Consider the following 24,431-nt stretch of genomic DNA (forward strand, 5'->3'; position numbering starts at 1 on the left):
ATTTTATCAACTTTACATAGGACAATATTATGAGTATACATCCTGATAAAATCCCCAAACCCCTCATTGATCGTTTTCGTAAGCGTCTCTATACCACTGACCATGAGGTCGGCGAGAATAATATTGAAGTTCTCGGTATGGACATTCATAACCCTGTATTTGGTATTTCTGCGTTATTAGTATTAGGTTTTATTATTTTTACATTGGCAATGCCAGAGCTTGCCAATACGTGGCTCAATGGTGCTAAAACATGGGTAGTTAATACATTTGACTGGTTTATGCTCGTTGCCAGTAATCTATTCGTGCTTTTTTGCTTAGCACTCATTGTGTCTCCCTATGGGAATATTCGCATCGGCGGTATTAGGGCCAAACCAGAATTCGGACGCTTGTCTTGGTTGTCCATGTTATTCGCCGCTGGTATGGGTATTGGCTTGTTATTTTGGTCAGTATCTGAGCCTTTGGCCTATGCGAGTGGCTGGTTTGGGACGCCTTTGGGGGTAGAAGCTGGTACGCCAGAAGCGTTCAAAGCGGCGATGGGTGCGACCATGTATCACTGGGGACTACACCCTTGGGCTATTTATGCTACCGTCGGTTTATCCTTGGCATTATTCACCTTTAATTTCCGCTTTCCACTTACAATACGTTCCGTTTTTTATCCGTTATTTAAAGAAAAAACATGGGGCCTACCTGGTCATATCATCGATACCGTGGCAGTCTTGGCGACTATTTTCGGTTTAGCGACTTCTTTAGGTTTAGGCGCCAAGCAAGCGGCTACTGGTCTTGAATATTTATTTGGTATCAATTTGGGTGGCAATGCCTTAGAGATGATTATTATTGCCGTTGTCACTATGCTGGCCACCATTTCGGTCGTTCGCGGCTTAGACGGCGGTGTCAAAGTGTTATCTAACTTCAATATGCTAGTGGCGATGATATTGTTGTTATTTGTGTTCCTAGTTGCCAATCCGTTACAGTTACTCTCAAAAATGTTTGAGACTGGTGTCAACTATGCCTCTTACATTTTGCCTTTATCAAACCCTATTGGGCGTACGGATACTGACTTTTATCATGGCTGGACCATCTTTTATTGGGCCTGGTGGATAAGTTGGTCACCTTTTGTCGGTATGTTTATCGCCCGTATCTCGAAAGGCCGTACCGTTCGTGAGTTTTTAACCGCGGTGATGGTCGTACCAACAGTTGTAACCTTGATATGGATGACTGTATTTGGTGAGACAGGTCTTAGTCAATACAAAAATCAGATCGGAGAGCTATCTGGAGGAGTTACTGATGCCTCCTTAAGTTTGTTCCAGATGTTAAGCAACTTACCCTTTGCCACGATTACTTCTTTAATTGCCATTGTATTAGTGCTGGTCTTTTTTATTACCTCATCTGATTCGGGCTCTTTGGTGATTGATACCATGACTGCCGGTGGTAAACTTGAAGTGCCTGTTGGACAACGTATTTTTTGGGCAGTTACTGAAGGTTTAATTGCCATTGCCCTGCTATATGGTGGTGGTGAGGCTGCACTAACCTCTCTTCAATCTGGGTCAGTGAGTACTGGTCTGCCCTTCACCTTTGTACTGTTAGTGATGTGTGTGAGTTTATTCTTAGGATTAAGACGCATTTATAAAGCGCGCGAATGGCTACTTGATGAACTTGAAAAGTATTAGCCCTATCGCTTTATAAACTGATGACTTAAACTGACCACATTAAACACATACAATTTAAAACGCATTCTATTGTCTATCAGACAGTAGAATGCGTTATTTATTTTAAAATAGTCATAAAGTACAGACCCTAACTTATCGTTATCTATTAATAAGATGTTATGAAACAAAACCTTGAAGCCAATAGTCTGACTCAACGTACTCAATATATAAGAGTATTTTTAATGGGTATTAGTGCTTTTGTGATGAATACCACCGAGTTTGTTCCTGTGGCTTTATTAAGCGATATCGCTCAGGACTTCTCTATTACTACCGCTGAGACAGGATGGATGCTTACCCTCTATGCGTGGATAGTGGCCGCCATGTCACTGCCCCTAATGCTACTGACTAAAAATCTTGAGCGAAAGCGTTTGTTACTCGGTATCTTCGCCTTATTTATTATCAGTCACGTATTATCAGTGGTTGCGTGGAGCTTTAATGTACTACTGATTAGCCGAGTGGGGATCGCTTTTGCCCATGCTATATTTTGGTCAATTACCGCGGCCATTGCGATTCGAGTCGCTCCTGAAGGCAAAAAGGCGTTAGCGCTAAGCGTTGTCGCTACTGGGACGTCACTGGCTATGGTTTTGGGTGTGCCGTTAGGGCGAATGATAGGACAATGGTACGGGTGGCGAACCACGTTTGGAGGTATTGGCGTTATTGCGCTGCTCGTCTTTATACTGCAAGCCAAGCTGTTACCTCCCCTGCCTAGTCAGTTTAAAGGGTCATTTAGCAAAGTACCTGAACTGCTTAAAAATCCATTGTTAGTGTGTTTGTATGTTTTAATCTTTTTGGTCTTTACCGCACACTATACTGCCTACTCTTACATCGAACCCTTTATGCGTGACATAGGGGCTATTAGTGAAAATGTAGCGACCTTTGTCTTGTTGCTCTTTGGCGGGGCGGGCATTATTGGGAGTATTATTTTTAGTCGTTTAGGTGATAAGCATGACACCTCACTAATGATCTCATCAACTATTATTATGCTATTGTCGATGCTGAGCTTAATGTATGCGGTATCATCAATATGGTTATTTAGCCTTAATGCCCTTCTTTGGGGAACAGCGCTCATGCTCCTTATTATTTCAATGCAAGCCAAAGTATTAATGGTTGATGAGCATGCTCAAGATATGCTGATGTCTATGTTCTCAGGTATTATTAACCTAGGTATCGGAGCTGGTGCATTGATTGGTGGCTATGCAGTCACTGGATTATCCTTATCAAGTATCGGCTATGTTGGGGCGGCTATCTCAACTATCGCTATTGTACTAATGATTTATACTATCAATCGCTTCCCTTCTATACGTTAAGCGCCTTTGTTATAAACCAAACATGATTAAGATTATAGCTTGGTATAGACGCCATTAGCATAAGTTCTACTAAACGCTTAAACATTCGTTGACTGTTGTATGACGCCGCATTTTTTATTAAGACCCTTATAGAATAGCATGATAAATAAGTTTTGAGCGCCTACCCACTAATGAGAAGGTGACTTTTTACTCTAAGCCTGTTTCAAAGTCTAAAATTTAACGGATCCATTTTTACAATTATGACGAATAAACGCTGTTAAATTGCTATAGACCTCGTAGACGTTATTAGGTAAATTTATGGTTAGCAAAACTTGTGATCATATAATTTTATGGAAAAACCTACTTTTTCTTAATACCAATTAACTCCCTTAAACCAAAAACTCCTTAGCAAAGCAGTTTTGGATTTTAAAATATCATTTGGATGTTCAAATTACCTTTATCTTAATTGTTTAAACGTGCCAAATTACTATCAATGGTTTAAATACTAAGTGATAGGTATATGTATGGTTCGGCTTTTGACAAGGGAACTTTTACCAGTCCTATATTAGGAGAGTGACATGCAAAATAGTCAATCAGCTACTAAAAATCTTGCGAATTCTAACAACTCTTTCATTGCTAAAAACAGCATTATGATTGGGTTATGCTCCTCAATTCTTATGTTAACGGCTTGCCAACCTAAGGCAAATAATGCAGAGGATGCGAAAGCGGCTGTGACAGTAGATCAAACAGATAACACCGCAAATGATATGGCAAAGTCACCCGAAACTGCCCCTGACAATGGACATCACTTCCAGAGTGAGCATACTGATGAACATCATATGCAAATGACAGCAGATGCCAATGCTAGCGAGTTTGAGCATGCCTATATGTCTGGTATGAATAAAATGCATGATGGCATGATGGCTGGGATGATGGCCAATGATGCCGATGTGGCCTTTGCCAAAAGCATGTTACCTCACCATAAGGGGGCAGTAGATATGGCAAAAGTACAGCTTAAGTATGGCAAAGATAATGCCATGCGTAAGTTGGCTGAAGATATTATCAGTGCCCAACAAGCTGAAATTCAGCAAATGCAAGACTGGCTAGAGTCTCATCCAGATACTGCTGAGCAAGACTATACTCCAGCTATGCAAAAGGCCTATCATGACAGTATGCAGTCTATGCACGATGAAATGATGAAAGGTATACATAGTGATGACCCCGATATGGCCTTTGCGATGGGCATGTTGTCTCATCATGAAGGCGCGGTCGCAATGGCAAAAGTGCAACTTGAATATGGTAAAGACAAAGCAATGAGGAAGCTGGCTCAAGATATCATCAATGCTCAGCAGTCGGAGATTGAATTAATGCAAAATTGGATAGCATTACATTCTTAATGTATAATCCTTAGCCTGTTATTAAATTCTATTTATTCAGAATCAAACCACTTGATAGTCTATCAAGTGGTTTTTTTATCAGTGTTTAAGCATTATCGTAGATTCACTTGGATTAGGTTTGCTATGACTTTATTTTAAACGATATTTTTTTTTGCACCTCGTAACAAAGAAAAAGCAGCCACCTAATTAGGTGGCTGCTTTTTAATTTAAGACTCTAAAGTCTAATGATGTCAAAGCAAGCTACATAGATTAACCAGCTTGGTTAACATCATAACGATCGGCCATCATCACTTTGTTCCAAGCGTTCACGAAGTCTTTGACGAATTTCTCTAAGTTATCGTCTTGTGCATAGAGTTCAGCATAAGAGCGTAAGATAGAGTTTGAACCAAAGACTAAGTCAACACGAGAGGCTTTCCACTTCACATTACCAGTATTGCGCTCACGAATTTCATAAACTTGAGCCGCTTTATCGATTGAATCAGACGTGTGTTCTGACTTAACAGGATGCCATGTATAGCTCATATCGGTCAAGTTTACGAAAAAGTCGTTGGTTAACACACCTGGACGATCCGTGAATACCCCATTTTGGCTATGCGCATAGTTGGTATCAAGAACACGCATACCACCGATTAATACGACCATTTCAGGAGCAGTTAAGCCCATCAACTGAGTGCGATCTAATAGCATCTCTTCTGGAGATACGGCATACTCTTTCTTAACCCAGTTACGATAGCCATCATGTAAAGGCTCAAGGTCAGAGAATGAATCAACGTCTGTCATCTCATCAGTGGCATCACCACGGCCTGGTACGAATGGTACTTTGATATCAACGCCAGCATCTTTGGCCGCCTGTTCAATAGCAGCATTACCGCCTAATACAATCAAATCAGCTAGGCTAACTGGTTTATCAAATTGAGACTGAATACGAGTTAAGGTCTCTAATACACGTTGTAACTGTTCAGGCTCATTACCAATCCAGTCTTTTTGAGGAGCAAGGCGGATACGAGCGCCATTAGCACCACCACGATAATCTGACTGACGATAAGTACGCGCGCTATCCCAAGCCGTAATGATCAGCTCGCGTTTGTCTAAACCACTGTTTAGAATTTGAGCGCTTAGTTTAGCAATATCATCATTCGTTAAGTTAGCATTGCCCTCAGGAATAGGATCTTGCCAAATAAAGTCTTCAGTAGGCACATCAGCACCTAAGTAGCGAGACTTAGGACCCAAATCGCGGTGCGTCAATTTAAACCATGCTTTGGCGAATACTTGATCAAAGTACTCAGGATCATTATGAAATTTCTCAGAGATTTTACGATACTCAGGGTCTTTGATCATCGCCATATCAGCATCAGTCATGATTGGATTACGGCGTACACTTGGATCGTGGGCATCCACTGGACGGTCTTCTTCAGCGATGTTAACAGGTTCCCACTGCCACGCACCAGCTGGGCTCTTAGTAAGCTCCCAATCATACTTGAATAATAAATCAAAATAGCCATAGTCCCATTGTGTCGGATGAGTGGTCCACGCACCTTCAATACCACTGGTGACCGTATCGCCCGCATTACCTTTGCCTTTAGGATTACGCCAACCTAGACCTTGCTCTTTCACATCCGCAGCTTCTGGCTCATCTTCTAATAATGTGGCATCACCATTACCGTGAGTTTTACCTACTGTGTGACCACCTGCTGTCAAAGCAACGGTTTCTTCGTCATTCATAGACATACGGCCAAAGGTCGTACGAATATCAGCAGCGGTTTTTAATGGATCAGGATTACCATCCACACCTTCTGGGTTCACATAGATAAGACCCATTTGTACCGCAGCCAATGGATTCTCTAGTGATTCACGTTTGCTGTCGTCGTCATAGCGGTTCTTAGTTTCTGCTAACCATTCACGCTCTGAACCCCAATAAATGTCTTTTTCTGGGTGCCAGATATCTTCACGACCGCCAGCGAAACCTATGGTTTTAAAGCCCATAGATTCATAGGCCATGTTACCAGCTAAAATGAATAAATCAGCCCATGATAGCTTGTTACCATATTTACGCTTAATAGGCCACAAAAGGCGACGCGCTTTATCTAAGTTGGCATTGTCAGGCCAACTGTTAAGTGGCGCAAAACGTTGATTACCAGTACCAGAACCACCACGACCATCGGCACGGCGATAAGTACCAGCCGAGTGCCACGCCATACGAATCATTAAGCCGCCGTAATGACCCCAATCCGCTGGCCACCACTCTTGTGAGTCTGTCATAAAATCTTTTAGATCTTGCTTAACGGCCTCTAAATCAAGCTCTGAGAATGCCTTGGCATAGTCAAAGTCAGGATCCATTGGATTGGTTTTTTGATCATGCTGATGCAAGATATCTAGGTTGAGAGTGTTTGGCCACCAATCAGTTACTGAAGACGCTTTGGTCGTGTGTGCTTGATGCATCACTGGGCATACGCCCATACTTGGACGTTCAGGATTATGGCTTTGATCCACATTTTCGCTATGAATTGTGGGACCTTCACCATTTCCTTGATCGTAAGTTGTGTTGGTGTTTGGGTTATTTTGGGTATTATCAGTATTAGACACTTTTAAATTCCTATGATAGTTTGGAGCAATTTAATGCTTTATGTTCAGTTTAGTTGAAAAAGCCCACTCCTCAGTGAGACTTACCACTAAACTTTGGGTTAAAAAGTTATTTTTATCATCGTCTTATAATCGTTACTATAAGTTCAGATTATGAATGAGGTATTACAAGAAAAGGCAAGCTTCCTCCCTTGCCTATTCCTTTATAAACAATATATACCAGACATCGTTCATAATGAACTTCATTTTTAAAAAAACCATGATTGATTAATTAAATCATCATCCTGATTTTAATATTTTATATCATATAATCGACAATTGTCCTATAATTATTTTGATTATCATTAAATTTAGGTGAAAGCTTGAATACCCGTTTGCGCACGTCCCAAAATAAGGGCATGTATATCGTGAGTGCCCTCATAGGTATTAACGGCTTCTAAGTTCATCGCATGTCGTATCACGTGATACTCATCACTAATGCCATTTCCACCATGCATATCTCGAGCTACTCGGGCGATATTCAGCGCCTTACCACAATTATTACGCTTAATCAGCGATATCATTTCTGGCGTCGCCATATTGTCATCCATTAAACGTCCAACTCTAAGAGCTGCTTGTAAGCCTAGGGCAATTTCAGTTTGCATATCTGCTAACTTTAATTGAACCAATTGAGTGGCCGCTAAAGGCCGATTGAACTGTTTTCGATCTAGCGTATATTGACGGGCAGCTTGCCAGCAAAACTCCGCTGCGCCCATTGATCCCCAAGATATGCCATAGCGCGCTTTATTAAGACAGCCAAAGGGACCTTTTAATCCTCGAATCTCTGGAAATGCATTGTGCTCTGGTACAAAAACATTGTCCATGACAATCTCACCGGTTATCGACGCCCGCAGTGAGAATTTACCGTCGATTTTCGGTGCAGATAACCCTTTCATCCCCTTCTCTAATACAAAGCCTCTTATCTCATCAAAATCGTCTTTTGCCCATACCACAAACACATCGGCAATCGGACTATTGGTGATCCACATCTTATTGCCTTTGAGCCTATAGCCACCGTCTACTTTTTTTGCACGAGTGGTCATAGAGCCTGGATCTGATCCTGAATCGGGCTCTGTTAAACCAAAACAGCCCACATATTCTCCCGAGGCAAGCTTAGGCAGGTATTTATCCTTTTGCGCCTCAGTGCCATACGCCCAAATTGGATGCATGACCAAACTTGACTGAACACTCATAGCCGATCGATAACCCGAATCGACGGCTTCTATTTCTTTTGCGATGACCCCATAAGCCACATGAGACAAGCCGGCACAACCATACCCCTCAATGGTAACGCCTAATAACCCTAACTCACCCATCTGCCGCATAATATCTCTATCAAACGTCTCATGACGGTTGGCTTGTACAATACCTGGCATCAACTCAGCTTGACAAAAGTCATGAGTGGTTTGTCGTACCATTTTTTCTTCATCAGTCAATTGGCTGGCTAACATAAAGGGGTCAGACCAATCAAAAAAAGGTCTGTGAGTGGCTTTGTTTGACATTACGGATTCCTTGTTGGTGTCAATTTGAGAGTGAATTTTAGTGGTGTGAATTGAACAAATAATGAATAGGATAGCAATGAGGAGGATAGCAATGAGTGTGCGTTAAACCCAACCTTTAATCATTAAAACCAACTCCCTATCTAGCTTTACTCTTAATGTTCCTAGTAACGTTTCTATTAACGTTCCTATTAACGTTCCTATTAATTAAATTGGAAAATCAGCTTTGAGATCGCTTTTTTAGCATATCATGTCGTATTTATGACCGTATCTGCCAGAGATTTTGCAACAATCATAAGACTAAGTCTTATTTTTGGGGTACGTTATGTCTTATCGATTATTATCAAAAATTCCTTTATTAAATAAAGTGATCATCAAAGAGCCTTTATCGTCAGGTAACAAATTATTATTTGTACTATTTGGTCTTATCGTCACCATACTGGCCTCTGCCATCAAAAGTGTCTATCAGATCTACTTCATCGATTTGCCAGATATTTATGACTTAAGTCGCTCCCAAGTCTCACTTCTTGGCGCTTTATTTGGGCTATTTGTCGGCATATTTTCCCCTTTAACAGGCTGGCTTTGTGATAAATATGGTGCCTCTACTACTATATTATCAGGCATTATCGTAGCCGTCATAGGTTTCTATGGTGTTTATACCTTTGACACACTTCCTTTATTAATAGTGTGCTTTAGTGTGCTATTGTCCTATGCGTTAACCGCCATGACCTTTATACCGTTTGGGGTATTAATTGATAGTGTATTTTCTGACAACGCTAAAAATGCAACGTATACCCTACTCGCTAATGGTACGGCAATTGGGTTTATTATATTGTCTCCACTATGGGTGTATCTAAACGGCTATATCGCATGGCAACCTATCAATGGCATACTCTCGGTCACTTATTTAATAATCCTCGTTCCCATAGGCTTGTATCTCTACCATCAATTCCCAAAACACCATCAATTTCCAAAACCTCCTAACCCTGTTGAATCAATGGATACCAGCAAGACACGACTCACACAGGTTAGTATTAAGCCCCTGTCATTTAAGCCCCTTTCATTTAAAACCTTATTACTGACACAGCGCTTTGCCCTACTCGCCTTATCCTTTGGTGGCTGTGGTATGGCAATGGCTTTTATTGACGTACACCTTGTGGCATTACTCAATACGGTTAAAGTCATTCAGACTTTTAACACAGGCGAAGCCTTCATAGCGACTAGCTTAAGTATGCTCGGTATCACAGAATTAATGGGTTCAGTATTTGTACTTGTGGCCATTAAGCGCTTTAACCTCTATGTCGTTCTGGGTGTTTTATACTTTATTAGAGCGCTTACCTTTTGGTTAATGACACTATTTTTTATCGATATTATTTATCTTATTTTACTATCTCTGTTCGGCCTCACCTATATGGGTACGGTGGTTATTAGTTCATTGTTGTGTTTGCGATGGTATGGCGCTACTATCAAAGGGAGAATGTTTGGCATGCTATTCTTGGTACACCAAATTTTTGTGTTTCTATCCGTATGGCTTGGCGGTGTAAGCTTCGATATCGCAGGCAATTATCAATACTATCTTTATGCCTTAGTTGTCATGTGTTTACTCTCAGCCATTGCCTCATTTAAACTTATGTCATTCGATTAAATAAACAGGCTACCTTCATGTTTACTCCGAAAGCCTTTCAAGAAAAAGACATGAACACTATAACGTCTTTTATTACCCGTCATCCTTTGGCGACTGTCATTGCCAATACTTCATGGGGCATTGAAGCCTGTCATATACCTATGTATTGGCAGGATGATGGCAGCCATTTAGGCTGTTTGTATGGGCATATCACTAAAACCAACCCGTTAAATGATATCACCATCCTCGAATTACCTTGGCTTGTCATTTTTCAAGATGCCGGTCATTACATAACGCCAAACTGGTATCCTACCAAAGCAGTCACCCATAAAGCACTTCCAACCTGGAATTATCAAGCAGTTCATGTCACAGGTATGGTTGAAATTTTAACGCAAACGGATTCACTCATTGATATTCTCACGAAACAGACCGCAGACTTTGAAGCCAGCCAACCGATACCATGGTCACTGAATGATACACCTGTTAATTACATTGAGGCGATGACCCGTGCCATTGTTGGCATACGTCTGGATATTACCGATATACAGGCACAGTTTAAGCTTAGTCAAAATAAAAATGAGGCAGATAAAGCGGGTATAATATCGGGTCTTAGACAACTGGGTAGCCAGAAAGCGAGTGAGATGGCCGACTTGATACGAGATAATGGATAAACAAGAATATCTATTAAATTAGGCTAACAAAATGACACCTTCCTATATAATAAAACCCTGCCATTAATCGTCCAAAGACTCTAAACACCGTCTTAATGAGTCACTATTGGGAAAGCCTGAGGCATGAGCGATATACTCTAAATTGGTATGCTGAGTCAGCATTTTTTTGGCATGTTCTGTACGATAGTAGGTTAGATATTGATGGATGGTTGTTCCTGTGGCTTGTTTAAAGGTACGCTGTAAGTGTCTTAATGAGACACCCCATTGTACCGCTAACGCCTGCTGTGAAATCTTAGATTGAAAATTGGTTTGCAAATAATCCTGTAACTCATGCACTAGTGGATGCACATGATTTCTATATTGAACATGGATTGATAATTGCGGGTCATTCGACATACGGCGTCGATACACCACTAAGTCTCTTGCAATATCTAACGATAACTCATAACTAAAATAACGCTCTATTAAATGCAATGTCACATCCAAACCTGCCGTTACTCCAGCTGTGGTGATATAATTGCCATCTTCTAGAAATATCGTATCCCATTCAAACTGCACCTTGGGATATTTTTGCTCAATAACTCCGCGCAAACTATGATGAGTGGTGCAACGTCTGCCATCCAGTAGCTTTGATTTTGCCAACAGAATACTGCCAGTACAAATACCTACTACCAGTAACTTATTTGCACTCTGGTCCGACTTATCATCAATCGTGTTGTTTATAAGATGATTGTGATTGTTGACCACCTTATTTAACCATTGCATGCTACGTTGACTTGATGAATCGCTATAAATGGCATCATGGTTGTGACTGGCACACACCATGATAATTGAATTATTGGCAATGGATTGAGGCGGAGGTTTAATATCGTTGAATTGTAAGCCTTGATGTGACACCAAACTCGTCTCAAATCCAATAAGATGCAGTTCGATAGCCGCGCCTCTTTTGGACGCTTCATGCCACGCTTGCATCGGACCTGCCAAATCTAAAATATGCACCCCCTTATTTAATAGGAAATACACATTTAACTTGCGATGCTTTTGATGAGGATGGTTCGTTATCACATTTTGGCCTTCAAATTAAAGTCTGTTAAATAGTTAGTAGTGATTTTTGTTGGTTATTAGAGCATTCCTAAAAACTATTTTAGCACTCACATAAAATAGTCGTCATGTGATGTGGTTTAGCCCAGACAGCAGCGGTATCCTGCTGAGATGGGCGAGGTGCGGTGATTCGGTTTTGGCATGGCTACGCGGTAGCAAGAGACATGACAAACCGTATCACCGCCTCGCACAGATTAGCAGATACAAGCGGATGGCTGGATTGGCTACTTAATATACGATACCTGTGAAAGGATAAAAGCTTAACTATCGATATCGTATTTTAAAAATTCAATAAAAAGCGCGCAATCTTAAAACTGACTTTCAACAACCAGACGACTGTATTATCCAACACTCCCATTCATAATACGATGTGCTAAGAGAATCAATGAGCATGAAGGCAAAGGCAACGATAAATCGATCGAGTAATGACGGCTATAAAACAAAGCTTTTATGGTTATCAGATATTTGTTTAATTCTGGTAGCGGCACTGTGGGGCTCAAGCTATGGCGTGGCAAAACTTAGCTTGCAGTTTTATCCGATATTGGGGTTTTTAACGATTCGGTTTGGGCTTACTTGCCTTATTTTATCCCCTGTATTATGGCAATCCTTTCTACAGGATAGCACTCAGTTTAAACATACCTTCAAGATTGGTGCGCCATTAGGATTAATCCTATTCACCATTTTTATATTCGAAACTTATGGTCTATTTTATACCACTGCGGCTAACGCGGCCTTTTTAATCAGCCTGTGTCTTATTATGACACCTTTTTTGGAATGGGTGATTTTAAAAAATAGACCCTCTAATCTTGTCTTTATTTGTGCAGTGACCTCCTTATTAGGTACCTATTTGTTGATCATCGGTGCGCCTAACGGATCATCAGATTTTAGTCTGAAAATCGGTGATTTATTGATATTAATGGCGGCACTTGGACGCGGGTTGATGGTCACTCTCACCAAAAAACTGCTTAATAAACGTGCTACTGACCAAAAGCATGCTGAGATTAAACCCGTCTCATCCTTGACACTGACAGCGGTTCAATCATTGGTGGTGTTTATGGGTAGTTTGGTGTTGTTTGTGGTGAGCAGCGTTATAAAAGGAGATGAGATATTTATTCCCACTCAAGCAGAATTTTGGATAGCGACAATCTACTTAGTGGTATTTTGTACTATCTTCGCATTTTTTATTCAAAACTGGGCGGTAAAAATTGGATCACCGAGTCGGGCTTCTTTATTGATGGGCAGTGAACCGGTGTTTGGTGCTCTATTTGCTGTGCTGTTGTTTGGTGAGAAAATTACAACGATGGGCTGGATTGGCGGGATTTTGATCACGGTGTCATCGGTGATGCTGATGGTAAGACAGTGAGTAATTATTTAGCTTATTGTTTAGTTCGTCGTTTATTAGTTGGTTTAGATTACTGGTAGGTTATATTTTTGTTGAGCTAGAGCTAACCAGCTATAAACTAGGCTACGATGATGTTTGAATATAATTTAATTCATCTACTCTCTTGTTATACATATCAAGGATAACTCTAGGATCCCATTCATCCGATTCTGTTTTACCATGACCTAAAGAGGTAATAAAATTTAATTTGCCATCTTTTATATAAAATTCACATACCCAGCCTTGTAAGATTTCAAGATCGTTAGGTTTATAAAGCTCTGATTCTACTGCATAAACTAACTGATCATTGTATTCGAAATAAACTTCATTATAGAGAGTTGGCTCCTGAAATGATTCAATCTCTATAATTCTAACGCCCTTTTCAGGTTCGCAAATGCGCCAAGTCTCTGCTGACGTTTTAAACGTTTTAGTGAAGCTGTTATCTAATTCGCACTTAGAATCCTGATTCCTATAGTGTGTATTTGTCGCTTCAATTAGATCTTGATCATACTCTAATTCAAGATTTAAATTATCATCTATAACGATGTTTTCCACGGCTATATTAGCATTATTAGGCATGCCACTAGCACAACCAATCAGTGCAAAGGAGCATAGCAGAACTGTGGAATTTATTTTTTTGGTCATCGATTTAAAGCTCATTTTAAGTTTATCTTTATATATTAATAGTTTTAAGCTTTAGAAATTAGAGGCATAAAAAAATATACGAATCATGGCTCATATTCATTTTGCTTTATCGGTTACAAGGATTATAGATGTATCCAACTATATCTTCGAAATTAGATTTTACAACAAACATGCTCTCCCCTACGAATTCTAGTTGATATTTAGGAATGGCAGCCGATTCAATATCACCAAAGGTTTGCTGTAATTCAAAAACGGCATTCGAGAAAAAAGGTCGAGCTTCCCATAATTTTTTATCAATGTTGTATTCTACGGCACACTGACTAAGTGCGTCATAAGCAAACCAATAATCAAAAGCCTGCTCTTTCCCATTTAAGCCTACGAGAATATTCCCAGCACAATAAGTACCACAACCTAGACGGAACAGATAAATATTATTTCTAATCTTTTTTATAGTCGTATGTGACCATCCATATCCATCATAATCGTCCATAAAGACGCTTTCTTCGACTGTACCATCGTCAAGTATTTCGGTCTTCAAAACATAACCTTTATCGCAATATTCAATTAGATCATCATCTGTTTGATTAGAAATACAGATTTTAGTTAAATTTAATTTATTAGAGGCTTTGATGTCCTCAGTGTGTGTCTTAATAATAGTAGCATGGGCTGGATTAAAAAATACTACTACCAGACATAAGGATGATAACAATGAAAAGAAACCTACCTGTTTAATTTGTATCAGAAAATCTCTCCTGAATGGTATTAAATTGAATAAACCTAAAATTTTATATTTCCTACATATTTTAAGTTAAAATTTATATTAATTTTAATTTAATTATATATAATTTACTATTCGTATCAATTTTTTAAGTTTTAAATACTACGTGATGTGCGCTAAATTTAGAATTTTAAAATTACCTTTATTAGAGCCAGTATTAGTGTAAATAGTGGTTCAAGTTAGATTGATTTTGAGCCATTTAATCCAACAAAATCTAATATTATCGATCAAACAACGTCTTGGAGCGTTATATGATGAAATTTACACTGTTACTTGGTCTTGTAATATTACTATGTTCTTGTACCCAAGCTGCCATCCAAAAAAGAGAATTGTCTCAATCAAAATTGCTATACAATCAAGCAGATTTAAATCACAAAGAGCTAGAACTTGTTTCAGGTGAGCAATTTTCATCAGACTGCTTTATCGATAAAGAGTCATTCAATGAGACTCTATCTCCTTGGTTAATATCAAATCAAATAAAAGTAGAATCCGTAATTAAACAGGATTTAACCGAAGATGGTATTGAAGAAGCGATAGCCTTACTTCGACCGACTGAAGAGCTACAAGAATTTTGCGACTCCCCTATCCTTGACGAAATTATTTTGCTAATAAAAGATTCTGAATCAAATGAAACATCTAGTACGCAGTTGAGTCTAGAATATGCTTCAGTACCAAAGTTATATAAGACGATCAGCGGGTTTTATTTAGAGTATGAAATAGGACAGTCTATTAAATGTGACGATAGAATTGAATTTACTTTTGAAGATAATAATCTATATATTAATAATGTAAAAACTATTTGTTATAAATCATCCTTAGATATTGGTTGGCAACAGCAATCCTTTAAAAACGAATTAATCTCCCCTGACAAAGTCGACTTTATAGAAATACTTGATAAATTACGAGAGCCTTATTTTTAAGAAAAGCGATATACATTTTTATTAAATCGTACCTTAATTAGCAACTTACAATTTTGTCGTAGATAGTCGTCTTGAAATGCGGTTTAGCCTCGATTGAAGCGGATATACTGTACGGTTGAGGGAGTTGCGATGGCTTGGTTTGGTGAGGCTAGCGAAGCAGTAGACTCACCAAACCTTAGCCATCGCCTCACTCAAACGTGCAGATAGTAGCAAAAAGATACCATCTTATATGTCAACTCAAATTACTATCAAATAGTAACTTGAGGTTTGTATTTGCTTTGGTGCTTTATCACACCATAGCAAATCTGTAATAACTTTCTCATACCTGCAATCAAAGCCACTTTCTTGCATTTTCCTCTCTTCAGCAGTCGCTCGTATAGTTGCTTAACATCAGGATTGCAACTAATTGCAGATAACGCACACATGAACAACTTCGATCGTAGGTTGCCATCCCCTTTTTTACTAATACGGCTTCTTCCTTTAAAGATTCCTGACTGTATATGTATAGGGGTTAATCCAACAAATGAGGCGCATTGCGAAGCATCCTTAAAGTCTTTAGATAGGAGTAACGACAATACATTCGGTGCGACTGTCTTACCTATGCTTGGAATGCTAACTAGGTTGTCATAGCCTGACTTTAAGTCAGGATGATTACCTATGTGTTTATCTATCTTGGCTTGGATGATATCTATTTGTTCGTTATAAGTGTCTATCACTTGTTTTATAGATTGGGCGATATCGTTGTCATAGCTCTTTCTAGATTCAACTTTTTCTAGACGGTTGCTTTCTCGCTTCTTATCAGCCTTGAGCGTGTCTAAACGGTCTAGCAGATACTTGAGCTTTCTGACGTGCTCAGGTTCTGGCTCCCATGCTTTAGGGTGCCTTGTATAGGCGTATTGCGCGAGTACGTACGCGTCTTGTTTGTCGGTTTTGTGATGACTGCCGATGGCACCTGCAAATTGTTTGGCATATGCCGGATTAATAACGGCTACTGTGTAGCCTTTACTATGTAGATCATAGGCTAGGTTCTCATAGTATATGCCTGTGGCTTCCATGATGATAAGATACTCATCCGGTTTCTTGTTTGTGCTTTGCTTAGCTAGCCATTTGGTAAAGATTGCAAAGCCTTTTTCGTCATTAGTAAAGGTTTTACTGTGGGCTTTGTTTTTAACTTTTTTACCTTCTCTGTTTAGCCATGTTGCGTCAAATTTAGCTTTGGATATGTCAATTCCAACGTATACTTGATAGGTCATTTCTTTGCATTTCCCTTGTGAATACAGTGTCTCTTAGTTTTAATTTCTAAGGCACTTTGATACCATTCAATCTAAAGAAATACAGGTAGAGGGCTTTATCTTTGCGTCGAGCTCTTTGGCTATAGCGAGATCACTAGCTCACTCTACCTGCTACCATAGCTAAGGTTAACACTTATCTATGGCTTTTTTAACATACAAGCGAGATTAGCTCCAATAAACGTACCAATAAACTAAAAAAAAGAGTTGCCAGGTTATCTGACAACTCTTTTTTTAATGTTGGGTGTCGCAAGCTTCACCCAACCTACCAAACTTTTATAATGTTATTTTACTAAATCAGTAACCGCTTCTATTACGGCATCACTGGTAATACCAAACTCTTTGAATAATTCGCCGGCTGGTGCAGATTCGCCATAAGTGGTCATACCGATTACTTTGCCGTCAAGACCGACAAACTTATACCAGTAGTCAACGTGTGCGGCTTCGACCGCAACACGGGCTAAGATATTGGATGGCAATACAGACTCACGGTAAGCGGCGTCTTGCTGTGTATACATCTCAGCACATGGCATAGATACCACACGGACACCGATACCCTGCTCGCTTAGCGTTTGATACGCATCCATCGCTAAGCCAACCTCTGACCCTGTAGCAATGATAATGGCTTGAAGCTCTGATTGTTCTTTTGCCAATACATAGCCACCTTTGGCAATATTTGTCACTTGCTCGCTGTCACGCTGTTGATGCGGTAGGGTTTGACGGCTAAAGATTAAGGCGCTCGGATTATGGGATGCCAGTAGTGCTTCACGCCAAGCGGTAGCAGACTCTACGGTGTCACATGGACGCCATGTATATAAGTTTGGCGTAGTGCGTAGGCTAGTCAATTGCTCAACAGGTTGATGGGTCGGGCCATCTTCACCCAGTCCGATTGAGTCATGGGTATAAACATGAATGACGCGCTGCTTCATTAATGCGCCCATGCGGACAGCGTTACGCGCGTATTCCATAAACATGAGGAAAGTTGCTACGTAAGGGATGAAGCCGCCGTGTAAAGCGATACCGTTGGCAATGGCCGTCATACCAAATTCACGCACACCATAGTAGATGTAGTTACCATCTGCGTCAGTCTCGATACCTTTAGCGCCTTTGAATAGGGTTAGATTGGAGCCTGCTAAGTCCGCAGAACCGCCCAATAATTCAGGTAATAAAGGTTGGAAAGTGTTAATGGCGTTAAAGCTGGCTTTACGACTAGCAACGTCTTCGCCCTGCTCTTGGCATTGCTTAATGTAGTCGGTCGCTGTTTGCTCAAAGTCGCTAGGTAACTCGCCACTTAGACGACGTTGTAATTCTTCAGCAAGCTCAGGATAGGCTTTTTGGTAGGCTGCAAAGTCAGCTTCCCAGTTCTTTTGTTGAACATCGCCTTTGGCTTTGGCATCCCACGCTTCATATATTTCGTCATCTAATTCAAACGGAGCGTGTTTCCAAGCGAGCTCATCTCGGGTTAAGGCAATCTCATCATCCCCAAGTGGTGCACCATGGCTAGACGCTTTGCCTTGTTTGTTAGGACTACCGACACCGATGATGGTTTTACAAATAATTAAGCTAGGTTTGCTTGTCTCTGCTAGCGCCTGCTCAGTTGCTTTGGTAATGGCATCAGTGTCGTGACCGTCCACTTTGATGACTTGCCAGCCATAGCTTTCAAAGCGCATTTGCGTATCATCTGTGAACCAACCTTCTACCTCACCATCGATAGAGATACCATTGTCATCATAATAAAAGACCAATTTACCGAGGCCTAGTGTCCCTGCCAATGAGCATACTTCATGGCTGATACCTTCCATTAAGCAACCATCGCCTAAGAAGGCATAGGTATGGTGATCGATGATGTTATGACCGTCACGGTTGAACTGTGCAGCCAATGTTTTTTCGGCAATAGCAAAACCGACAGCATTGGCAATACCTTGACCTAATGGACCTGTGGTCGTTTCAATACCTGGGGTGTAGCCATACTCTGGGTGACCTGGCGTTTTTGAGTGCAATTGACGGAAGTTTTTAAGGTCATCAATGCTGACGTCATAGCCGGTTAAATGTAATAGTGAATAGATCAACATAGAGCCATGACCGTTTGAGAGCACGAAACGATCGCGGTTTGGCCAGTGTGGATCAGCAGGGTTATGCTTTAGAAATTTGCGCCACAATACTTCTGCAATGTCTGCCATACCCATCGGTGCGCCCGGATGCCCCGAATTGGCTTTTTGAACCGCATCGAAAGAAAGAACACGAATGGCATTGGCGAGTTTGCGTTCAGATATTGGAGTTGACATAAAAAAATCCTAGGTGTTGGTGGTCTATTAGAACTCAAAAATGAAAAGGGAGTGTAGAACGATCAAAACAATAAATAATCAATAAATAAATGAAAGAGTCATTCAAGGTTAAATGACACTTTCAAAAAATAGGTTAAATCTTAAACAGTTAATACGACTGCGAATAGGCATATCGCAAAATTAAACATAAACGTAAGGGTTTTCAAACGATAAACTACGCTGAAATTGTTTCAGCACCGCCCATATAAGGACGCAATACTTCAGGAATGGTGATGCTACCATCGGCATTTTGATGGTTTTCCATAATGGCCAATAACGTGCGTCCTACTGCAAGACCAGAACCATTTAGAGTATGCGCAAGTTCGGTCTTTTTGCCATCTTTAACACGGGTTCCCATACGGCGGGCTTGGAAGTCACCACAGTTGGAGCAGCTTGAAATCTCACGGTACGTCTCTTGACTCGGTAACCATACTTCGATGTCATAAGTGCGTTGCGCACTAAAGCCCATATCACCGGTACATAGCTTGACGACGCGATAAGGCAACTCTAATTGCTGCAAGATATATTCAGCCTGCGCTGTCATTTGTTCAAGCAGTTCATCGGACTGTTCAGGCGTGGCAATGTTCACCATTTCAACTTTTTCAAACTGATGTTGGCGAATTAGACCACGGGTATCACGGCCATGCGAGCCTGCCTCACTTCTGAAGCAAGGGGTATGCGCCGTAAACTTAAAGGGTAATTCACTCGCTTCTAATCGCTCACCGCGCACCAAATTGGTCATGGGTACTTCAGCGGTCGGGATAAGATAAAAGCCCATATCGTCATTATTAGTATGGTTGGTCAATTTGAACAAATCTTCTTCAAATTTTGGCAGCTGTCCTGTACCTTGTAGGCTGTCTGAATTTACAATATAAGGCACATAGCATTCGGTATAGCCATATTTCACGGTGTGCGTGTTTAACATAAACTGAATGAGCGCACGGTGTAATTGAGCCAGTTGACCCTTTAAGACGCTAAAGCGACTCCCCGTAATTTTGGCGGCTGTCTCAAAATCAAGTTGACCCAACCCTTCACCAATATCGGTATGGTCCTTAATATCAAAATCAAATTGACGTGGACTGCCCCACGTGCGTACTTCAACATTGTCCTCTTCAGACTCACCCACTGGGACATCGTCAGCGGGAATATTTGGAATTTGTAAGGCCGCAGTATTAATCTTATCTTGTAGCGCTTTTAGGTCTTCCTCAGCCTGCTTCATATCGCTGCTAATCGTCTGCATTTTGGCTAATAGCTCAGTGGCATCCTCGCCATTTTTCTTAAGCTGTCCGACTTGTTTAGCGCCTGAGTTTTTTTGTGCTTGCAGATCCTCAGTCTTAACCTGTAACAATTTACGCTGCGATTCAATCTCTTCCCAAAAGTCCACATCTAACTCGTAGCCTCGTGTGGCAAGCTTTTGCTTCAATTGTGTTAAATCTTGACGTAGTAACTTAGGATCTATCATGCAGCACCTTTATAGAATGACTTAGTTTTTGAATAGATTGATTTGTTTTAAATAAGTTCGTTTCTTTGATTTATGCAAAATGGTTATTTTATTTAAAATGGTTGTTTTATTCGTAATCGTTAGTTATCGGTTTTGCGCGTAATTTAAGATAAATGAGCAATTTTACAATTCGCCTATGATAACAAGACCAAGCATTTTTGACCATGTAAAAACGTCAATAAACAGTCAATTTATTTATAACATCTAATCTAAGCCTTTTATCTTCTAAACTTGCTGGGTAAACGTTTCAATTAGCCTCACTTTTCGGTAAGATAGCTTTATAATGGTGACACTAAAAATGTGACTCTACGTTGTGTCATCAAAACTTTTTTATTTAATTTATTTAATAATCTATTCTACTCGAGTAATTATATGGCTCTCTATCCTTATACCCTTCAACCTGTTGAAATCAATCTTACTGAAGAAGAATTTCACCAAGCACAATTCGAATTATTTGAACAAACAAACCCTTCATTTGGCTTAAAGAATATTAAGGTTAAAGAATGGGTGATTATGGGCATTGTGGTGATTGCCGCTATTGTTGGATTGGTATATGTCACGGGTTATTCTACTTTTATTTTCTATTTGATGTTGTTTTTGGTGGTGGCTTATCTTCTGGTTCGCACCATTGGTATGAAATGGTATGTCAAAAGAGAATTTGAAAAGCAAATGGCTGAACAAGAAATGCCTGAAGAGATGAAACAGCTGAAGCTTGGCGTGCAAAAACATGGGCTAATTATGGCCATGCCAGCACCAAATGCTGGCTTACAACCCAATATGTCAAAAGCAATGCGCGGTATGCAGATGCGCGCTGCTAATACTCAGCAGGCGGTTATTCCATGGACGTCAGTAAAAAGCTGGGATGAGACCGATGACTATATCTTTATGCTATTTGAAATGAAGGGCCAGCAAGGCAGTCAAATCATACCTAAACGTTTGCAGGCCAATAGGTTTCCTGTTGATACCGTTCGCACTCATCTGCAAGAGGTGGTGCCTATTCGCGGTTTACAACCAGAGACCCTCGGGCGTTCATAACTTTAATTTAACCTTCATAACTTTAATTTAACCTTCATAACTTTAATTTAACCTTAATAAGTACATAAGCACTTAATGAAAAATTAGAGAACAAATGTTTATTTACTATTTGTAAACGTGTCTTAACCCTACCTATTATTTTGGGTATGATGGCTATTCTATTCTAGGCATCGATAACAATGTTTGCTTAAAAATGCTCTTCATTCAAATGCTTACGATCAAATGGTTACGATGATGATGTTTATAAGTAAGCGTATATTAGCTAAGTATGAATTGGCTAAACGTTATCAAGTGATTTACCGTTGTTTTAGCTATATATGAACTTTTATTGTTAATGGTAATAAACTATCTTAAGTTTAATTTAACTTATCATAATAATTAAAACGATTTGTTTAACTTATACAATGCATTTTGTTACTATAATAACCGTCGATAGGTTATGAACTCATGACCTTTATTATTTAAATTTTATTGCACTTATAAAAACTCACTAACTTACAAGGAAAATAATTATGACTACCAATCAAATCGGTTTAGAAAAAAAAGACATGACTGCGGTTATTGACAAGCTTAACGGCTTATTGTCAAGCTATCATATTTTTTATATTAATGTACGTGGCTATCACTGGAATGTAAAAGGTGAGCACTTCTTCTCATTACACGAGAAATTTGAAGAATTATACACTAGCTTACAAGTTCAGATTGATGAAATAGCGGAACGTGTTTTAACACTTGGCGGCACACCATTACATGCCTACAGTGACTTTGCTCAGAACAGTAGTATCAAAGAAGACAAAGGTGTCTTCAACGGTAAAGAGTGTGTCAAAGGTGTAGTATCTGGTCTTCAGGCCCTTATCGAAGAACAACGTCAAGTGTCTGCAATCGCTGAAGAAGCTGAAGATCAAGGTTCTGCTGATTTAGTAGATGAGTATGTCCAAGAACAAGAAAAACTTATTTGGATGTACAATGCATTCTTAGGTTAATTAATTGATCTATAGGCTTAAATAAGCGTACAAAAAGGCCCCTTAATCAGAAGATTAAGGGGCCTTTTATTGTCATTAAATTCATCCAGTAATTACATCAGGATAAAATAAGCCCAAACTGCCACTATTATTGAGGCAATAATATTTAGAACGATGCCAACCCGAACCATTTCAGACTGTTTGATTAAACCCGTACCAAATACAATCGCATTTGGCGGTGTGGCAACGGGTAGCATAAAGGCACAGGATGCACCAATACCGATAATCAATACCAGCACTTCTGTTGGAATACCCATCTGCTCAGCAATGGCTACAAATATAGGCACCAATAATGCCGCAGAAGCGGTATTTGACGCAAATTCGGTTAGAAATATAATAAACAATGCCATAGCTAATAAAATTAAGAATAATGGCGCTGTCGCCAAGGCATGAGCCACAGTTTCACCCATTACAACGGATGCCCCTGATATTTTTAATATATTTGACAGAGCGATACCACCCCCAAACAGCATTAACACGCCCCAATCGGTGTTATCAGAGACTTGTTTCCACGAGACTAACCCTAAGCTAACGACCGCTATTGCTGCACTTAAAGCAATAATGGTATCTGTTTTAGATATCCCGAACGTATCGCCTATTTTTTTACTAAACAACCAAGCCAATACCGTTAAAACGAAGATAAGAATGGTCAATACTCTTGGCTTAGTCCAAGGAATAGCAGGGGCTGCAACAGATTTAAAATCAATGTGAAGATTCGGCTTCAGAACAAAATACATCGCACCAATTAAGGTCGGTAGTAAGACTAACACCATCGGAATACCAAACTTCATCCAATCGATGTTAGCGATACCTAACGCTTCGGCAGCGATACCATTGGGTGGTGATCCCGTTATGGTACCTAAACCACCGATACTGGCTGAGAAAGCGATGCCCAATAAGACGAACACAAAGGTACCACGATCCTTTTCTCTATCGACTTGAGTTAACATACCGATGGCCAATGGCAGCATCATTGCAGCGGTTGCCGTATTAGATATCCACATGGATAAAAAAGCAGTGGCGACAAATAGCAACATGACCGCATTAAAAAGTCGCCCTCCGGATAAGGCAATTATTTTAAGTGCAATTTTAGCATCAAGCTTTTGTACGTGAAGCGCAGCAGCTAGCGCAAAACCACCAAAGAACAGATATATTAGGGGGTTTGAGAAACTCGATAGCGCTGCTGTCGTATCAAAATCTGGTATGCCAATAATCACACCGATGACCACCACTAATATCGCGGTAATAGTGACATGTAAGGCCTCATTAAGCCACAGTGCACCAATGAATACTAATAATGCCAGTCCTTTATTGACATTGATATCAAATGGTAAAATTGAAAATAGTATGATACTGACCACCGCTGCAATCGCAGTGATAATCAATCCCTTGAAGGTTCCCTTTGGAAACGTATCTGTAAAAAGATATTCGTTGCCATCATTTGGTAAGTGGCTATCTAAATTTTCCACTGGGACTTTATTAGGTGTTGGGTTCATATTTGAGTCTGACATAGAACGTCCTTTTTAGCTAAGTTGACCCACTAACATTCAAATAAACTATAATGGTGAGACATCTGATTAAGATAAAAAATTAAACTAAAAGTGAATACGTAGTGTTTAATATATGCTACTTT

18 protein-coding genes are annotated in these 24,431 nt (G+C 40.0%); 9 read left to right on the plus strand and 9 right to left on the minus strand.

The annotated features are described in order from the left end of the window. Positions 1 to 29 precede the first annotated feature (29 nt). From AC21OG_RS12015 to copM, 3 genes are all read left to right on the plus strand, one after another. Positions 30 to 1,667, plus strand: a complete 1,638-nt coding sequence (locus AC21OG_RS12015) for a BCCT family transporter (protein WP_487378300.1) — start codon at positions 30 to 32, stop codon at positions 1,665 to 1,667. Positions 1,668 to 1,825: 158 nt separating this feature from the next. Then, positions 1,826 to 3,013, plus strand: coding sequence for a sugar transporter (locus AC21OG_RS12020; protein WP_487378301.1), 1,188 nt, complete (start codon positions 1,826 to 1,828; stop codon positions 3,011 to 3,013). 557 nt (positions 3,014 to 3,570) lie between these two features. After that, positions 3,571 to 4,389 (plus strand): CopM family metallochaperone, encoded by an 819-nt coding sequence (copM, locus tag AC21OG_RS12025; RefSeq protein ID WP_487378302.1) that lies wholly within the window; start codon positions 3,571 to 3,573, stop codon positions 4,387 to 4,389. Between the two features lie 249 nt (positions 4,390 to 4,638). Here copM and katG read toward each other — a convergent pair whose 3' ends face one another. Together katG and AC21OG_RS12035 are read right to left on the minus strand one after the other, a co-directional pair. Then, on the minus strand, positions 4,639 to 6,846 hold the full coding sequence (gene katG / locus AC21OG_RS12030; protein WP_486546594.1) for a catalase/peroxidase HPI: 2,208 nt from the start codon (positions 6,844 to 6,846) through the stop codon (positions 4,639 to 4,641). 473 nt (positions 6,847 to 7,319) lie between these two features. Further along, on the minus strand, positions 7,320 to 8,510 hold the full coding sequence (locus AC21OG_RS12035; protein ID WP_487378303.1) for an acyl-CoA dehydrogenase: 1,191 nt from the start codon (positions 8,508 to 8,510) through the stop codon (positions 7,320 to 7,322). 322 nt (positions 8,511 to 8,832) lie between these two features. Between AC21OG_RS12035 and AC21OG_RS12040 the strand changes: the two genes are divergently transcribed. Together AC21OG_RS12040 and AC21OG_RS12045 are read left to right on the plus strand one after the other, a co-directional pair. Continuing rightward, positions 8,833 to 10,152, plus strand: a complete 1,320-nt coding sequence (locus AC21OG_RS12040; protein ID WP_487378304.1) for an MFS transporter — start codon at positions 8,833 to 8,835, stop codon at positions 10,150 to 10,152. A gap of 17 nt (positions 10,153 to 10,169) precedes the next feature. Beyond that, positions 10,170 to 10,802 carry an FMN-binding negative transcriptional regulator gene (locus AC21OG_RS12045; protein WP_487378305.1) on the plus strand — a complete coding sequence of 211 codons (633 nt, stop codon included), beginning with the start codon at positions 10,170 to 10,172 and terminating at the stop codon, positions 10,800 to 10,802. A 63-nt stretch (positions 10,803 to 10,865) separates the two neighbouring features. Here the strand turns inward: AC21OG_RS12045 and AC21OG_RS12050 are convergent, their stop codons facing one another. Beyond that, a complete protein-coding gene (locus AC21OG_RS12050; RefSeq protein WP_487378306.1) occupies positions 10,866 to 11,867 on the minus strand; it encodes a GlxA family transcriptional regulator in 1,002 nt (333 codons plus the stop codon). Positions 11,868 to 12,288: 421 nt separating this feature from the next. On the opposite strand from AC21OG_RS12050, the gene AC21OG_RS12055 reads away from it, so the two are divergent. Next, positions 12,289 to 13,266, plus strand: a complete 978-nt coding sequence (locus tag AC21OG_RS12055; RefSeq protein ID WP_487378307.1) for a DMT family transporter — start codon at positions 12,289 to 12,291, stop codon at positions 13,264 to 13,266. Positions 13,267 to 13,368: 102 nt separating this feature from the next. Here AC21OG_RS12055 and AC21OG_RS12060 read toward each other — a convergent pair whose 3' ends face one another. Together AC21OG_RS12060 and AC21OG_RS12065 are read right to left on the minus strand one after the other, a co-directional pair. Continuing rightward, positions 13,369 to 13,944 carry a hypothetical protein gene (locus AC21OG_RS12060; protein WP_487378308.1) on the minus strand — a complete coding sequence of 192 codons (576 nt, stop codon included), beginning with the start codon at positions 13,942 to 13,944 and terminating at the stop codon, positions 13,369 to 13,371. Between the two features lie 91 nt (positions 13,945 to 14,035). Continuing rightward, a complete protein-coding gene (locus tag AC21OG_RS12065; protein ID WP_487378309.1) occupies positions 14,036 to 14,638 on the minus strand; it encodes a hypothetical protein in 603 nt (200 codons plus the stop codon). Positions 14,639 to 14,958: 320 nt separating this feature from the next. On the opposite strand from AC21OG_RS12065, the gene AC21OG_RS12070 reads away from it, so the two are divergent. Further along, positions 14,959 to 15,627: a hypothetical protein gene (locus AC21OG_RS12070; RefSeq protein WP_487378310.1), complete on the plus strand. Its 669-nt coding sequence runs from the start codon at positions 14,959 to 14,961 to the stop codon at positions 15,625 to 15,627. Positions 15,628 to 15,875: 248 nt separating this feature from the next. Here AC21OG_RS12070 and AC21OG_RS12075 read toward each other — a convergent pair whose 3' ends face one another. The 3 genes from AC21OG_RS12075 to serS form a co-directional block, all read right to left on the minus strand. Beyond that, positions 15,876 to 16,880, minus strand: coding sequence for an IS110 family RNA-guided transposase (locus AC21OG_RS12075; RefSeq protein ID WP_487378311.1), 1,005 nt, complete (start codon positions 16,878 to 16,880; stop codon positions 15,876 to 15,878). A 320-nt stretch (positions 16,881 to 17,200) separates the two neighbouring features. After that, complete coding sequence (gene tkt / locus AC21OG_RS12080; RefSeq protein ID WP_487376848.1) at positions 17,201 to 19,201, minus strand: transketolase; 2,001 nt, start codon at positions 19,199 to 19,201, stop codon at positions 17,201 to 17,203. 214 nt (positions 19,202 to 19,415) lie between these two features. Next, complete coding sequence (gene serS / locus AC21OG_RS12085; RefSeq protein WP_487376850.1) at positions 19,416 to 20,702, minus strand: serine--tRNA ligase; 1,287 nt, start codon at positions 20,700 to 20,702, stop codon at positions 19,416 to 19,418. Positions 20,703 to 21,113: 411 nt separating this feature from the next. On the opposite strand from serS, the gene AC21OG_RS12090 reads away from it, so the two are divergent. After that, entirely contained in the window at positions 21,114 to 21,776 is a 663-nt protein-coding gene (locus AC21OG_RS12090; protein ID WP_487376851.1) for a YcxB family protein, read from the plus strand. A gap of 512 nt (positions 21,777 to 22,288) precedes the next feature. Further along, positions 22,289 to 22,759, plus strand: a complete 471-nt coding sequence (locus AC21OG_RS12095) for a Dps family protein (protein ID WP_486546521.1) — start codon at positions 22,289 to 22,291, stop codon at positions 22,757 to 22,759. A 92-nt stretch (positions 22,760 to 22,851) separates the two neighbouring features. On the opposite strand, the gene AC21OG_RS12100 is transcribed toward AC21OG_RS12095, so the two are convergent. Then, complete coding sequence (locus AC21OG_RS12100) at positions 22,852 to 24,309, minus strand: SLC13 family permease (protein ID WP_487376853.1); 1,458 nt, start codon at positions 24,307 to 24,309, stop codon at positions 22,852 to 22,854. Positions 24,310 to 24,431: the final 122 nt, after the last annotated feature.

The organism is Psychrobacter sp. CX5, assembly GCF_057621535.2.